14 protein-coding genes are annotated in these 13,245 nt (G+C 66.9%); 6 read left to right on the top strand and 8 right to left on the bottom strand.

The genetic code is table 11. The annotated features are described in order from the left end of the window. Nucleotides 1-298: 298 nt before the first annotated feature. Both AT699_RS23420 and AT699_RS23415 read right to left on the bottom strand, forming a co-directional pair. Nucleotides 299-1,198: an FxLYD domain-containing protein gene (locus AT699_RS23420; RefSeq protein WP_006383922.1), complete on the bottom strand. Its 900-nt coding sequence runs from the start codon at nt 1,196-1,198 to the stop codon at nt 299-301. Further along, nucleotides 1,188-2,072 carry an FxLYD domain-containing protein gene (locus AT699_RS23415; protein ID WP_006383923.1) on the bottom strand — a complete coding sequence of 295 codons (885 nt, stop codon included), beginning with the start codon at nt 2,070-2,072 and terminating at the stop codon, nt 1,188-1,190. Before AT699_RS23415 ends, AT699_RS23420 begins: the two co-directional genes overlap by 11 nt. Nucleotides 2,073-2,364: 292 nt before the next feature. Here AT699_RS23415 and AT699_RS23410 point away from each other — a divergent pair, with 292 nt between their 5' ends. Continuing rightward, a complete protein-coding gene (locus AT699_RS23410) occupies nt 2,365-3,129 on the top strand; it encodes a TSUP family transporter (protein ID WP_024070032.1) in 765 nt (254 codons plus the stop codon). Between the two features lie 33 nt (nt 3,130-3,162). Here the strand turns inward: AT699_RS23410 and AT699_RS23405 are convergent, their stop codons facing one another. Further along, nucleotides 3,163-3,603, bottom strand: coding sequence for a CBS domain-containing protein (locus AT699_RS23405; protein WP_006383925.1), 441 nt, complete (start codon nt 3,601-3,603; stop codon nt 3,163-3,165). A 272-nt stretch (nt 3,604-3,875) separates the two neighbouring features. Between AT699_RS23405 and AT699_RS23400 the strand changes: the two genes are divergently transcribed. Together AT699_RS23400 and AT699_RS23395 are read left to right on the top strand one after the other, a co-directional pair. Further along, entirely contained in the window at nt 3,876-4,211 is a 336-nt protein-coding gene (locus AT699_RS23400; RefSeq protein WP_006383926.1) for a type II toxin-antitoxin system RelE/ParE family toxin, read from the top strand. Further along, entirely contained in the window at nt 4,208-4,549 is a 342-nt protein-coding gene (locus tag AT699_RS23395; RefSeq protein WP_006383927.1) for an addiction module antidote protein, read from the top strand. The genes AT699_RS23400 and AT699_RS23395 overlap by 4 nt, the downstream gene beginning before the upstream one ends. A gap of 30 nt (nt 4,550-4,579) precedes the next feature. Here AT699_RS23395 and AT699_RS23390 read toward each other — a convergent pair whose 3' ends face one another. From AT699_RS23390 to AT699_RS23370, 5 genes are read right to left on the bottom strand one after another with little or no spacing between them, the layout of a single operon-like run. Beyond that, nucleotides 4,580-5,593: a proline racemase family protein gene (locus AT699_RS23390; protein ID WP_006383928.1), complete on the bottom strand. Its 1,014-nt coding sequence runs from the start codon at nt 5,591-5,593 to the stop codon at nt 4,580-4,582. A gap of 39 nt (nt 5,594-5,632) precedes the next feature. Continuing rightward, nucleotides 5,633-6,424 carry an ABC transporter permease gene (locus tag AT699_RS23385; protein WP_006383929.1) on the bottom strand — a complete coding sequence of 264 codons (792 nt, stop codon included), beginning with the start codon at nt 6,422-6,424 and terminating at the stop codon, nt 5,633-5,635. Next, nucleotides 6,421-7,269 (bottom strand): ABC transporter permease, encoded by an 849-nt coding sequence (locus AT699_RS23380; protein WP_024070031.1) that lies wholly within the window; start codon nt 7,267-7,269, stop codon nt 6,421-6,423. Before AT699_RS23380 ends, AT699_RS23385 begins: the two co-directional genes overlap by 4 nt. Continuing rightward, entirely contained in the window at nt 7,266-8,315 is a 1,050-nt protein-coding gene (locus AT699_RS23375; RefSeq protein WP_024070030.1) for an ABC transporter ATP-binding protein, read from the bottom strand. Before AT699_RS23375 ends, AT699_RS23380 begins: the two co-directional genes overlap by 4 nt. Nucleotides 8,316-8,331: 16 nt before the next feature. Then, nucleotides 8,332-9,387 carry an ABC transporter substrate-binding protein gene (locus tag AT699_RS23370; RefSeq protein ID WP_024070029.1) on the bottom strand — a complete coding sequence of 352 codons (1,056 nt, stop codon included), beginning with the start codon at nt 9,385-9,387 and terminating at the stop codon, nt 8,332-8,334. A gap of 124 nt (nt 9,388-9,511) precedes the next feature. On the opposite strand from AT699_RS23370, the gene AT699_RS23365 reads away from it, so the two are divergent. From AT699_RS23365 to AT699_RS23355, 3 genes are all read left to right on the top strand, one after another. Next, complete coding sequence (locus tag AT699_RS23365; RefSeq protein WP_024070028.1) at nt 9,512-10,594, top strand: GlxA family transcriptional regulator; 1,083 nt, start codon at nt 9,512-9,514, stop codon at nt 10,592-10,594. A 24-nt stretch (nt 10,595-10,618) separates the two neighbouring features. Next, nucleotides 10,619-11,329, top strand: a complete 711-nt coding sequence (locus AT699_RS23360; RefSeq protein ID WP_006383934.1) for a glutathione S-transferase — start codon at nt 10,619-10,621, stop codon at nt 11,327-11,329. Nucleotides 11,330-11,708: 379 nt separating this feature from the next. Beyond that, the gene (locus AT699_RS23355; protein ID WP_024070027.1) at nt 11,709-13,178 is read left to right on the top strand and encodes a methyl-accepting chemotaxis protein; all 1,470 of its coding nucleotides are present in this window, start codon (nt 11,709-11,711) and stop codon (nt 13,176-13,178) included. Nucleotides 13,179-13,245: the final 67 nt, after the last annotated feature.

The following is a 13,245-nucleotide window of genomic DNA, read 5'->3' as shown; positions in this document are numbered from 1 at the left end:
GTTGGAAGAAGGGTTGTCGCCGGAATTGTAGAGGGAAGAGGGGGCCGCTAGCAAATGTCTTATATCTTATATAAGACTTGGGTCGATAGACGTTGCCTGCGGGCCACGCCGGGGCGTCGCCCGGCATGGCGGTGGCGGTCCGGCGAGCCTGAAAATGGGGTCGATTCGGCCTTCCGCGCCGGGGGGCGTCCCGGGCGGGACGTCGCGGGCGCGCTGCGTCAGGCACCATAGCCGCGGTGGAGTAACGGTGCCTTTGCGCTGCCTCGATCAATTGCGGGCGGGCCGCGCCGCCCGTGGCTCAGTTGGCCTTGGCGTCGTATACCACGCCCACGCGGGCGAAGTTGGCGCCATACTGCTTGACGTCCAGCTGGAACGGCGCGCTCTCGCCCGGCTTGAGCTTGGGCAGGCGCAGCTCCGAATAGCGCGCGCCGGTCAGCTTGTCCTGGGCGTCGTAGAGGCTGACCCAGACCTTGACGTTGTCGATCTCGGCGTTGTCGTTGTTGCGCACCCGGCCATGCACGGTGACGTACTTGTAGCGATAGCGGTAGGTGAAATTCAGGGTGCCGGTGCCGATGCCGGCCTCGGTGTTCTCGACGCTGATGTCCAGCGCCGGGCGCGAGCCGGGCAGGGCCGCGCGCTTGGCCGGCTTCCAGTGGGTCTTGACCTCGGAATAGCGCTCGAAATTCTCGCCGTTCAACAGCACCGGAATGCGCTCGCCGGGATAGAGCATGGCCGGCAGCGACCATTCCTGGCGCAGACGCAGGGGGCGCGAGCCGTCGAACACCGAGATCTCCATACCCGGCGACAACGCCACGTACTTGTCGCTGCGGTTGACCACCTCGGCCAGCAGCAGCGGACGTTCGATCTCGTCGAGCAGGCGGCGCGGCGGCGACAAGGCCAGCGCCGCCGGATCGAAAAGGGCGAAGTCCGGATCCAGCAGTTCGGCCGTGGTCAATCGCACATCGTCGATGATGCGTGGGTTGGCGGGGCTGACACGCACGATGCGGCTGGCGGGGCCTTCGGGAACCGGCGCCGTGGCGGCGGGCGCCGGCGCGGCCTGGGCTGCCTTGGGCGCGTCCCAGGGCAGCAGGCCGTTGTACTTGGCCAGGGCATAGCCGCCGGCGGCCAGGATGATCAGCACCAGCCCGGCCCGGGCGGGCCGCGACAGGGGCCGTGCGGGGGAACGGTCAGCCTTCACTTTGCACCATGTAATCGTAGGATCCGACCTTGCCTTCGGCCAGCATGTCGCAGCGCACGTCGAACGAGGTCAGCGCGCCGGGGGCGAGCGGACTGGCCGACCCGTAGCCATTGCCGGTGCCGATCAGCTTGCCGTCCTCGCCGTACAGCATCACCGTCACCTGGGTGCTGCTGGCCGCGGCCGTGCCCTTGTTGCGCAGCAGGCCCACCAGCCGATAGGCGCCATCGTTGCGCACCAACTGCACTTTGTCGGCGGCGACCTCGCGGGCGTTGCTGTGCGCCAGCGACGGCGTGGCCGGCTTCAGGACGTAGCGGCTATAGGCGGTGTCCGGCAGGGAGATCGTCACCGGGGTGTATTCGCCCGGCAGCAGGGTGCGCGCCATCGGCGAACCCGAGGAGGACGACAGGGTCAGCTCGCCCTGGTAGAACGTGGCGGTGACGCGCGGCGCATCGATCTTCTTGCCGGTCTCGTTGCGCATCAGCATCACCAGTTGGCTACGGCCGCGCGAACGCACCTCCTGCACATCCGTCAGCTTGACCAGCGCCGCATCGATCGGCGGAGGCGCCGCGCGCGAAGGCGGGCGGGTCGACGAACCACTGGTGAACAACGAGGCGGTGACCGGCACCAGGATGGCGGCAAGCACCACCAGCCCGATCGCGATGACCGCGCCGGGCTGCAGCCTGGCTGCTGGCGCCGGCTGCTGCATGCCGCGCAGAATCTTCTCCAGGCGCTGGGCGACGTTGTCCTCGACCAGGGTGACGGCGTGGCAATGGCTGCACTGGTACTCGTTGGTGTCCAGCTTGGTGAACTGGGCGCTGCCGCAGGTCGAGCAGGTCAGCGTCACCGTATTGATCGTGGTCTGTTTGGGTGTCATGCGTGGGGACGGGCGGGCCGCGTCCGGGGTGGCGCCGGGATGGCGCGGCCCGCCCGGGCGCGGCGGGCTTACTGGGCGGCAAGGATAGCGGCCGGGCGCGGCGGACGGGGTGCATGAGCGCATCTGATTATTACAAAATGTAGGAAAACCGCCCGGCAAGCCCTGGACCCGGTGCTATCATCGCCGGCGTCGAACACCCCTCTAGATACGCCGTTTCTCCCAAGTCGTTCCGCTCCGGATCGCGATATTTCGCGGCGGGGCCGAGCCGAGGCAGGTCAGGCTCCGCCCCAGCATGAGCATCCTCCAACACGTGTTGTTCCTCGCCTGCGTGGCGCTGGCGACGTACGCCCAGACCATGACCGGTTTCGCCTTTGGCCTGGTGCTGCTGGGCCTGTCCGGGGTGTTCCAGCTGGCGTCCGTGTCCGAGGTGGCCAATGTGGTCAGCGTCCTCTCGCTGGTGAACGCCGTGGTTACGCTGGCGCGCGCCAAGCCCCAGGTCAACTGGCCGTTGATGGCGCCGGCGCTGCTCAGCAGCCTGGCGGGCGTGGCGGTGGGCGTGGCCGCGCTCGCCTGGATCGGTGGCGCCATGGCGGTGCTGCTGCAATTGCTGCTGGGCCTCACCATCATGGCCTGCGCCGTATTGCTGGTGGCGCGCGCCCAGCCCCTGGCGCGCCTCTCGTCGCGCGCGTCGTTTCTGTTCTTCGGCGGCGTTTCGGGCGTGCTGGGCGGCCTGTTCTCCAGCGCCGGGCCGCCCATGGTCTATCACCTGTACCGCCAGCCGCTGCCTCTGGCGTCGATCCGCAACAGCCTGCTGGTGCTGTTTTCGCTGAATGCCGTCGTGCGCCTGACGCTGGTGGCGGGACAGGGCGCCTTCATGGCGACCTCGTTCTGGCTGAGCCTGCAGGCCCTGCCGGTGGTGATCGGCGTGACGTGGGTGGCGCGCCGCTATGCCACCGCCGGGTCGATGAAGACCGTCAAGCGGATGGTGTTCGTGCTGCTGCTGGCGGCCGGCCTGGGCCTGGTGGTGCCGGCGTCGCGGCTCCTCGCGGCGGGCTAGCCGCGAGGCCCCCGGTGATGCCGGAGATGGCGTTCAGCCGCGCTCGCCGGTGATGTAGCGTTCGAGTTCGGTGATGATGAACTTCTGTTCGCTCATGACGTCCTTGACCAGGTCGCCGATGGAAACCAGGCCGACCAGCTTCTGGTCCTGGATGACCGGCAGATGGCGGAAGTGACGTTCGGTCATCAGCGCCATGCAGTGTTCTCGGGTGTCTTCCGGACGCACGTAGAAGACGGAATCGGTCATGATTTCGCGCACCTTGGTGGTACGCGACGAGCGGTCCTGCAGCACGATCTTGCGGGCGTAGTCGCGCTCGGTCAGCATGCCCAGCACCTCGTCGCCCTGCGCCACCACCACGGCGCCGATACTGCGCTCGGCCATGGTTTTGATGGCGTCGTACACGGACGAGTCCGGTGAGACGGTCACGACGGCGGGGTTGGCCTTTTCCCTGAGAATCTCAGCAACTTTCTTCACGATGTGCTCCCGAATCGCTGGCAAGGTTCACGCGCCGGCCCGAGTCCGTGCCGGGCGCCTTCAGCCGGCGCACGGTCTGGCCGTGGCTCCATCCTAAGCCCGGCGACGGGATTGCCGCAAGTTTGCCGGCCATAGCGTTGCGGTCGGCCACAATAGCGTGGACAGCGGCGCGGACGGGATCATCGCGGAATGTCATTTGATTCCGATATATCCGTTCATGATCAAAGCCGGTTGCCCGCTTGATAATTTCTCTGTAACTTATAAGCTACACCATGGCCGTCGCGACGATTGAGTTGCGGCGCTACGTGACCGCGCAGGGCATATCGCCATTCGGCGTGTGGTTGCGCGAACTCGGCGACGCCAAGCTGCGCGCATGGATCGAAGTGCGCCTGAAGCGCATCGGCGCCGGTCTCCTGGGCGATTGGCGGGCCGTTGGGCAAGGTGTCATCGAATTTCGTCTGGATATCGGTCCGGGTTATCGCGTCTATGCCGGCAGGCATGGCACCCGCTTGATCGTGCTGCTGGCCGGGGGCGCGAAAGGCACGCAGCGGCATGACATCGAACTGGCCAGGCGTTATTGGGCGGACTGGAAGCAGAGGCAGGCATGAACAATCGCCAACATGACATCACGTCGATTTCCCATACTGCGGAGACCATCGCCGAATTGCGCGAGGATCACGACTTCGCGGTCGAATACCTGAAGGCGGCGCTGGAAGAGCTGGACCATCCGGATCATCGCGCCGCCGGACTGCTGGCGCTGCGCGACGTGGCGGAAGCCTATGGCGGCATCGCCGCCGTCGCGGCGGCCGCGGGCATCTCGCGCGAGGCCCTGTACCGCGCGCTCTCGCCCCAGGGAAATCCGACGCTCAAGACGCTGCTGGCCGTGCTGCATGCCGTCGGCATGCGGCTATCCGTGGTGCCGGCGGGCGCGGCGCTGAAGGTCTGACGCCGCGCCATCGCCGGCCGCCGCGCGTCCTCAGCGGATCAGGAATCCCGCGCCCACCGGATCGTTCTTGTCGATGACCCAGCGCGCCGTGCCCAGGATGCTGGCCGTGCCCTTCACCGTCGGCCGCACCGCGCGGGTGCCGTTCAGGTCGACCTCGCCCAGCAGGCAGCCCTCGAAGGTGCCGCTGCCCAGCAGGCCTTCGGACCTGATCGGCTGGTTCAGCCCCATCTTGCCGCGCGCCTCGAACATGGCCATCATCGCGCTGGTGCCGGTGCCGCCGGGCGAGCGGTCGAGCTGGCCGGCGCTGAACACGTGCACGTTCTTGTAGAACGCGCCCTCGATCGTCGGCTGGTGCCAGAACGTGATGAAGTTCAGGTTGTTGATGTGCGCTTCGGTCGGATGCTGGATGCGCTGGCGGGCATTGAGCTGGTCGCGCACGATCAGGCCCATGCGCGACAGCTCGGTGCCGTTGTCGGGCGAGATGCGCAGGTCGCAGTTCGACAGGTCGACGATGCCGAAGTAGTTGCCGCCCCAGACGATGTCGGCCGACAGCTTGCCGTAGCCCGGCAATTCCACCGGGATGTCCTGCGCCGCGACATAGGCCGGCACGTTCTCGAAGCGCGTCCACAGCACGTTGTCGCCTTCCGAGGCCACTTCCGACACCACCAGGCCGGCGGTGGTCTCGAAGCGGATGCGGGTGATGCCGTCCTGGCCGCGTGGCACCAGGCCGTTGGCCACCATGGCCATGCTGACCGCGATGGTGCCGTGGCCGCACATGTGCGAATACTCGGTGCCGTCGATGTAGATCAGGCCGGCGTCGTACTCGGGGCTGGACGGCGGCGTCAGGAACACGCCGAACATGTCCTTGTGGCCGCGCGGCTCGCGCATCAGCGCCTTGCGCAGCCAGTCGTAGTGCTGCTCCAGGAACGCGCGCTTCTCCAGGATGGTGGAGCCGGCGGGGTACGGAATGCCGCTGTGCACGATGCACAGGGGCTCGCCTTCCGTATGGGTATAGATGACATCGAACGCGTCTTGCTTGCGCATGACAGTGACTCCAGGCGGTAGATAGGGGGAAGAGGAAAGTTATTTGCCGCGTTCGGACAGCATGTCCAGCCCGACGGTCAAATCCAGGATCACGATGGCCACGACCGCAGCCACGATCGTGGCGCCCGATACGGCTGCGATGGTCGGATCAATCGTGTATTGCACGTAGTTGAAAAGCTTCACGGGGATGGTGTTCAGGTCCGCCGTGGTGTTGAAAATCGACAGTTCCACATTGATCCACGACGAGATGAAGGCGAAGATCGAACCGGTCACGATGCCCGGGCGGATCTGCGGCAGCACCACCAGGAAGAACGTGGTCCAGGGGTTGGCGCCCAGGTCGGCCGACGCCTCCTCCAGCGCGCGCTGTTCCGGCGTCAGCAGCGTCAGGGTGGAGCGCAGCACGAACGGCGCGATGATCACGACGTGGCCGATCAGCAGCGACAGGAAGCTGCGGGTCAGGCCGAAGTACGCGCCGAATTGCAGCAATGCCGCGCCCAGCACGATGTGCGGCAGCACCAGCGGCGACATCAGCACCGAGGTCAACGCGGCCTTGCCCGGGAACTCGTAGCGCGCCAGCGCCAGCGCCGCCGGCACCGTCAGCAGCACCGCCGCCACCGTGGCGGCCAGCGCCAGCACCGTGCTGGTGGTGAACGCGGCCATGTAGCCGGCCTCGACCAGCAAGGTGCGGTACCACTCCAGCGTCCAGCCCTGCGGCGGAAACGCCAGGTACGGCGTGGCGGTGAACGACGCGCCCAGGATCACCACGAGCGGCAGCGCCAGGTAGGCCAGCACGGCCAGCGCGGTCAGGCGGATCAGGTGGCGGGCGATCATCGCGCGGCTCCCGGCAAGGCGGCGGCGCGGTTGGCCAGCGCCACCAGGATCAGGGTGAAGACCAGCAGCACCATGCTCAGCGCGCCGCCGTAGTGGAAATCGAACACAGTGCTGTACTGCTGGAAGATCAGCATCGACAGCACCGTGACGCGGCCGCCCGACAGCAGCGCCGGCGTCACGTAGGCGCTGACCGCCAGCGTGAAGACGATGATGGCGCCCGACACCACGCCGGGCAGCGTCAGCGGCCAGGTTACGTGCAGGAAGGTCGCGGCCGGGCTCGCGCCCAGGTCGGCCGAAGCCTGCTCGCAGGCGGGATCGACCCGCGCCAGCGCATTGCCCACCGCCAGCACCACGAACGGCAGCAGCACGTAGACCATGCCGATCAGAATGCCCAGCTCGGTGCCGATGAAGCGCATCGGCCGGTCCACCGCGCCGGTGGCCATCAAGCCCTGGTTGACCAGGCCGTTGCGGCCCAGCAGCACCATCCAGCCGAAGGCGCGCACGATGTTGCTGGTGAACAGCGGCACCACCAGCAGGATCACGCAGGCGCGGCGCCAGGCCTGCCAGCGCACCACGCGCACCAGGTACCAGGCCAGCGGATAGCCCAGCAGCAGGCAGGCGACGGTGGTGAACAGGGCCAGCCGGAACGTCACCAGGATCACGTCCCAGTGGTATTGGTCGGCCAGCACCTTCATGTATTGCGCGGCGGTCGGCGTCAGTCCGTCGGGTCCGCCGGTGGCGCTGGCCAGCGCCACCACCGCCAGCGGCGCCAGGAAGAAGGCCGCGAAGAACAGCACCGGGGCCGCCAGCAGCAGGCCGGGAGAGAGCCAGGCGCGCCGCGTCATGGCTGGCCGCCGATCAGGTGCAGGTGCTCGGGCGCGAACGCCAGCGCCACCTCGCCGCCGGCACGCAGGCCGCCGGGCGCGAGGCCGCCGTGGCGCGCCACCAGCGTCTGGCCGCCGATGTCGACGTGGATCATGCTGTGGCTGCCCACGTTGATCACGTCGCTCACGGTGCCGGTCAGCATGGCGTCGGCGCGTTGGCACAGCTTCAGGTCCTCGGGCCGCAGCACGGCCAGGCCGCGCGCCGTCGCCGGACGTTGGGCGAGCGGCATGCGCAGGCCCTGGGCATCCAGCATCAGGGCGCCGTCATCGGCCACCGTATAGGCGATGAAGTTGGCATCGCCGATGAACTCGGCGACGAAGCGCGTGGCCGGCTGGCGGTAGATGTCGGCGCCGGCGCCGACCTGCTCGATGCGGCCGGCGTGCATGACCACGACGCGGTCCGCCATGGTCATCGCTTCTTCCTGGTCGTGGGTGACGAAGATGAAGGCGATGCCGAGGCGGGCCTGCAGATGCTTGAGTTCGAGCTGCATGCGCTTGCGCAGCTTCAGGTCCAGCGCCGACAGCGGCTCGTCCAGCAACAGCAGCTTGGGCTGGTTGACGATGGCGCGCGCCAGCGCCACGCGCTGCTGCTGGCCCCCGGACATCTCGCGCGGATAGCGCGGACCGAAGTCGGCCAGGCCGACCATGTCCAGCGCACCCCGGGCGCGCTCGGCCGCTTCCGATTTCGACGCGCCCTGGCGCCGCGGACCGTAGGCGACGTTCTCCAGCACCGTCATGTGCGGAAACAGCGCGTAGTTCTGGAACACGGTATTGAGCGGGCGCTTGTGCGCCGGCAGCCGGCTGACGTCCTGGCCGTCGATCAGGATCCGGCCCGATTCCGGCTGCAGGAAACCGGCGATCGACTTGAGCAGCGTGGTCTTGCCGCAGCCGCTGGGGCCGAGCAGCGCCACGAACTCTCCCTGCTGGATCGCCAGGTCGATTCGGTCCAGCGCCTGGTAGGCGCCGAAGTGCATCGACACGCCTTCGATGGTAAGCAAAGCGGACATGGGGAACGGACCTTGCTCAGCGCTTGCGGGCGACCTGCCGGTTCCACGCGTCGGTGACCTCGGCGCGGCGGGCGTTGATGATGTTCCAGTCGAACAGGCTCAGGTTCTTGACCGAGCCGTCGGCGCCCCAGGGCAGCTTGCGGGCCACGTCCTTGGATACCTGCACGTCCTTGACCGCGGGGCCCAGGTACAGCTTGGTCGCCAGGCAGGCGGCCGCGTCCGGCGTCAGCGCGGTGTCGATGAACTTCTGCGCGGCGGCCTTGTTGGGCGCGCCCTTGGCCAGATGCAGGCGGGCGTCGGTGGCCCACACGCCTTCCTTCGGCACGCTGAAGCCGATGGGCAGGCCCTTGTCGATCAGGTCCCAGGCGCCGACGTTGAAGTGCGCGCCGATCACGGCTTCGCCGCTCTGGAAGGCGTTGGTGGCCGCGCCCGAGCTGTCGAAGAACAGCGCGGTGTCCAGCGAGGCCAGCTTGGAATAGAGCGGCCCCAGGTTCGACGGGTCGATCGCCCACACCCGCGCCAGGAAGAAGATGAACGGCACGCCCGACGAGTTGGCGGGCGAGGGCACCGCCACCGCGCCGGCATACTCGGGCTTCCACAGGTCCTTCCAGCTGCTCGGCGGCTGCGTCACCTCCTTGGTGCTGTAGGTGATGCCGAGCGAGTAATAACCGGTGCTGACCGCGAAGGCGGCATTGCCGTCGCGGTACACACCCTGTTCGATGACGTTCTTCAGGTTGGGAATGGCGCCGGCATCCAGCGCATCCAGCACGCCGGCCTGCTGCGCCAGCTCGCTGATGCCGCCGTCCATCCAGGCCACGTCGATGGTGGGCGCGGCCTTCTGCTGCTGCAGCTTGGCCAGCGTGGTGGTGGAGGTGCCGACTTCCGGCACCACCGTGACGCCGGTGGCCTTGGTGTACGGTTCGGCCACGCAGGCGCGGAACGCGTCGCCCCAGTTGCCGCCATACCAGGCGACGGTGATTTTCTGCTGCTGCGCCAGCGCCGCGTGCGAAGCCAGGAGCAGCCCCGCGCCGAGCGCAGCCGCGCCCAGCGCGCTGCGGGTGTTTGTTGCCATGTCGGATTCCCCTTGTAGATTTGTCGATCCGCGACTCATTGACTCAAGTACCACAGGCGCATCTTGGGCGATCCTCGGGAAAACGAGCTTGAAGGCGCGGGACATAAACTTGAATAATTGCGTCATGTCCGTCGTCGCGCCACCCCCGTCCTTGCCGCTCTCCTATGAAGACGGCGAAGCGCGCCCGCCTCAGGGAAAACCCGCCCTGACCATCGGCATCGTGCTGCTGGACCAGTTCACGCTGGCGGCGTTCGCCGGTTTCGTCGACGTGTTGCGGCTGGCCGGCGACCATGGCGGCCGCAGCCGCCAGATCCATACCGCCTGGCGCGTGATGAGCTGGGACGGCAAGCCGCGCTGCTCCAGCGCCGGCCTGACCATCGAAGTGGAAGCCGGCCTGCCCGACGATCCGGCGCAGTTCGACTACATCGCGGTCTGCGGCGGCAATGATTATTCGAGCGGCCGCATGCCCGAGCCGCTGCGCGATTGGCTGCGGCTGGCGGCGGCGCTGCGGGTGCGGCTGCTGGGCATCTGCACCGGCACCTTCGCCCTGGCGCAGGCCGACGTGATCGGGCCGCGCACGGTCTGCGTGCACTGGAATGTGCTGGAAGCCTTCCGCGAGCGCTTCGCGCAGACCCGCGCCGTGGTCGATCGCCTGTTCGTCGACGAAGGCGACCTGATTTCCTGCGCCGGCTCGACCGCCGCCATCGACCTGGGCCTGTACCTGGTGGCGCGCCATTGCGGCCGCGACAAGGCGCAGCAGGCCATGCGCCACATGATGTTGCAGGGGGCGCGGCCGGGCCGCGTGCCGCAGGCGCATTTCCGCACCGACCTGTCCGGCATCCAGGACCTGCGCGTGCGGCAGGCGGCGCATTTCATCGAGCAGCGCATCGACAATCCGCCGCCGCTGGACGCCATCGCGCGTTACGTCGGCGTGGGCCGGCGCCAGCTGGAACGGGCCTTCCGCCTGGCCACCGGCATGTCGCCGATGGCGTTCCAGCGGCAATTGCGGCTGGAATATGGCAGCTGGTTGTTGCTTAATAATGCCTGCAGCATCACGCAAATCGCGCTGGATTGCGGATTTGCCGACGGCGCGCATTTTTCACGCGATTTCCGCGCGCATTTCGGGCAATCCCCGCGCCAGTATCAGCAAAGCCACGGGCGGCAGGCCGCGCGGCACGAAGGCGAAATCAGCGTCTTTCCCGCGTAGCCTTGCGCCCGCAAGGAGACCGGCATGACATACGACCTTTGGTATTGGGACGGTATACCCGGACGCGGCGAATTCGTGCGCCTGGCGCTGGAAGCGGGCGGGATTCCGTATCGGGAGCGCGCGCGCGAGCCCGGCGGCGACGAAGACGCGCTGGTCAAGGACATGCTGTCCGACCGCAAGCACCCGCCCTTTGCGCCGCCGTACCTGGTGGCAGGCAAGATGACCCTGGCGCAAACCGCCAACATCCTGTTGTTCCTGGGTGAAAAGCACGGCCTTGCGCCCGCCAGCGTCGAAGGCCGGCTGTGGGTGAATCAATTGCAGCTGACCATCGCCGATATGGTGGCCGAGGCGCACGATACGCACCACCCCATTTCCGCCAGCGATTATTACGAAGACCAGAAAGAAGAGGCGGCGCGGCGCGCCCGTGATTTCCGCGAAGCGCGTATTCCGAAATTCCTGGGTTACTTCGAGCGGGTGCTGAGCGGCCCGGACGCCTGGCTCGCGGGCGGCAAGCGCTGGAGCTACGTCGACCTGTCGCTGTTTCAGCTGGTCGATGGCCTGCTTTATGCCTTTCCGCGTCGCATGCGGACGCAGGCGGTCAGGTTTCCCAATGTCATGGCCTTGCACCGCCGTGTCGCCGAATTGCCGGCGCTGCAGCCCTATTTCACCAGCGGTCGCCGCCTGCCGTTCGGCGAAGGCATATTCCGCCATTATCCGGAACTGGACGCGGAATAACGATTCCGGTTCGCAGTCGGTCGCCGCGGGCGGATTCGTATTAACCCCTATTAATAATCCGGAAGGCCGCGGCTTGCGCGCCGATGAAACACGGTGAAATAACGGCCGGCGGAATTTTTTTGGTAAACGCGCGCTGAATATATTGAGAACGCCCCATTTTTGGGATTAAATATTTTCGACTGGATACATTCTTCCTTTTCTTGTAATCACTCACCTCCCGTCGTGGCGTTGGCGGCGGACATCCAGGCAAGCGCGTGCATGCGGCGCGGCGTGCACGGCCCGGTTCGTGGGACGCGCCAGCAGTCTGCTTCAGACAAGCCAATTGGTTTCCTCATCGCCTTTCAGCAAACTCGTCCCATTCCCTGCGGGAGACGTCAATATGCAATGGCTTACCCTAAAACGCCTGCTGCGCGCCGAACGCGGCATGCGGAAAGCGGATCTATACGGGCAGATAGCGGCCATCCACAAGGCACAGGCGGTTATCGAGTTCGATCTCGATGGCCATGTGCTGATGGCCAACCAGAATTTCCTCGACACCATGGGCTACGAACTGGACGAAGTGATCGGGCAACATCACCGCATATTCGTGTTGCCCGACGAGCGCGAATCCGCTGATTATCTGGCGTTCTGGGACCAGCTGGGGCAGGGGGCGCATGACTCGGGGCGTTATCGCCGCATTCGCAAGGACGGCGGCGACGTCTGGCTGCAGGCCAGCTACAACCCGATTTTCGACAGGCACGGCCGGCCATTCAAAGTAGTGAAGTACGCCACCGACATTACCGCGCAGCAGCAGCGCCAGGCCGATACCGAAGGCCAGCTGGAGGCGATTTCCAAGGTGCAGGCCATCATCGAATTCGAGCTGGACGGCACGATCATTCGCGCCAACGAACTGTTCCTGAATGCGGTCGGGTACCGCGAGGACGAAGTGCGCGGCAGGCACCACAGCATGTTCGTGTCGCCGGAAGAGGCGCGCGGCTCCGCCTATGCCGATTTCTGGCACAAGCTCCGTAGCGGACGTCACGATACCGGACAATACCTGCGCATCGGCAAGAATGGCCGGCAGGTCTGGATCGAGGCCAGCTACAACCCGATCTTCGACGCCGAAGGACGGCCATTCAAAGTGGTGAAGTTCGCCACCGATATCACCCGCCGCTTCACCGCCGCGCAGACGCTGCGGGTGGCGGTGCAGGGCCTGACCGAAAACGCCGATCGCGCCGGGCAGGCCAATGCGCTGGCGCGGGATGCCTGTCGGGTGGCCGAAGAAGGGGGCAGGACCGTGGCGGGCGTGGTGCGCACCATGGGCGCCATTACCGAGAGTTCCAAGCGCATCTCCGAGATCATCGGCGTCATGGACGGCATCGCGTTCCAGACCAATATCCTGGCGCTGAACGCCGCGGTCGAGGCCGCGCGCGCCGGCACGCACGGCAAGGGCTTCGCGGTGGTCGCCTCCGAAGTGCGCAGCCTGGCGCAGAACAGCGCGGCGGCGGCCAAGGAGATCAAGGGACTGATTACCACCTCGGTCGAACAGATCGAGAACGGCGCCGGCCAGGTCCAGTCGGCCGGCGTCACCATGGAGGACATCGTGGCGTCGTCGCGCCGGGTCACGGAGATCATGGCCGAAGTGGTGGAAGTGTCGCTGGCCCAGTCGGGCAAACTGGGCGAGGTGACCGAGGACATCACCCACATGACCGCCGATGCCGCCTCGGTGCCGCAGGCGGCCCACGAGTTGCACGGCGGCAACCGCGTCCTGAAACCCGCGCTCAAGCCGGTGGCGCCGGCGGTGCGCGCCCGGCCGGCCGCCAACACGCCGTTGCCGGCCGAGCCGGTGCTCGAGTACGTGCGCTACTGAGCGCCCGGGCGGCGATGTGTTGGCCGCTGCCCGAGTGCGCTATAAATACGGACTTGTTCGAACCCGT

The sequence above is a fragment of the Achromobacter xylosoxidans genome, assembly GCF_001457475.1.
Taxonomy (GTDB): domain Bacteria; phylum Pseudomonadota; class Gammaproteobacteria; order Burkholderiales; family Burkholderiaceae_B; genus Achromobacter; species Achromobacter xylosoxidans.
This window is presented reverse-complemented; position numbering and strand designations above follow the sequence as displayed.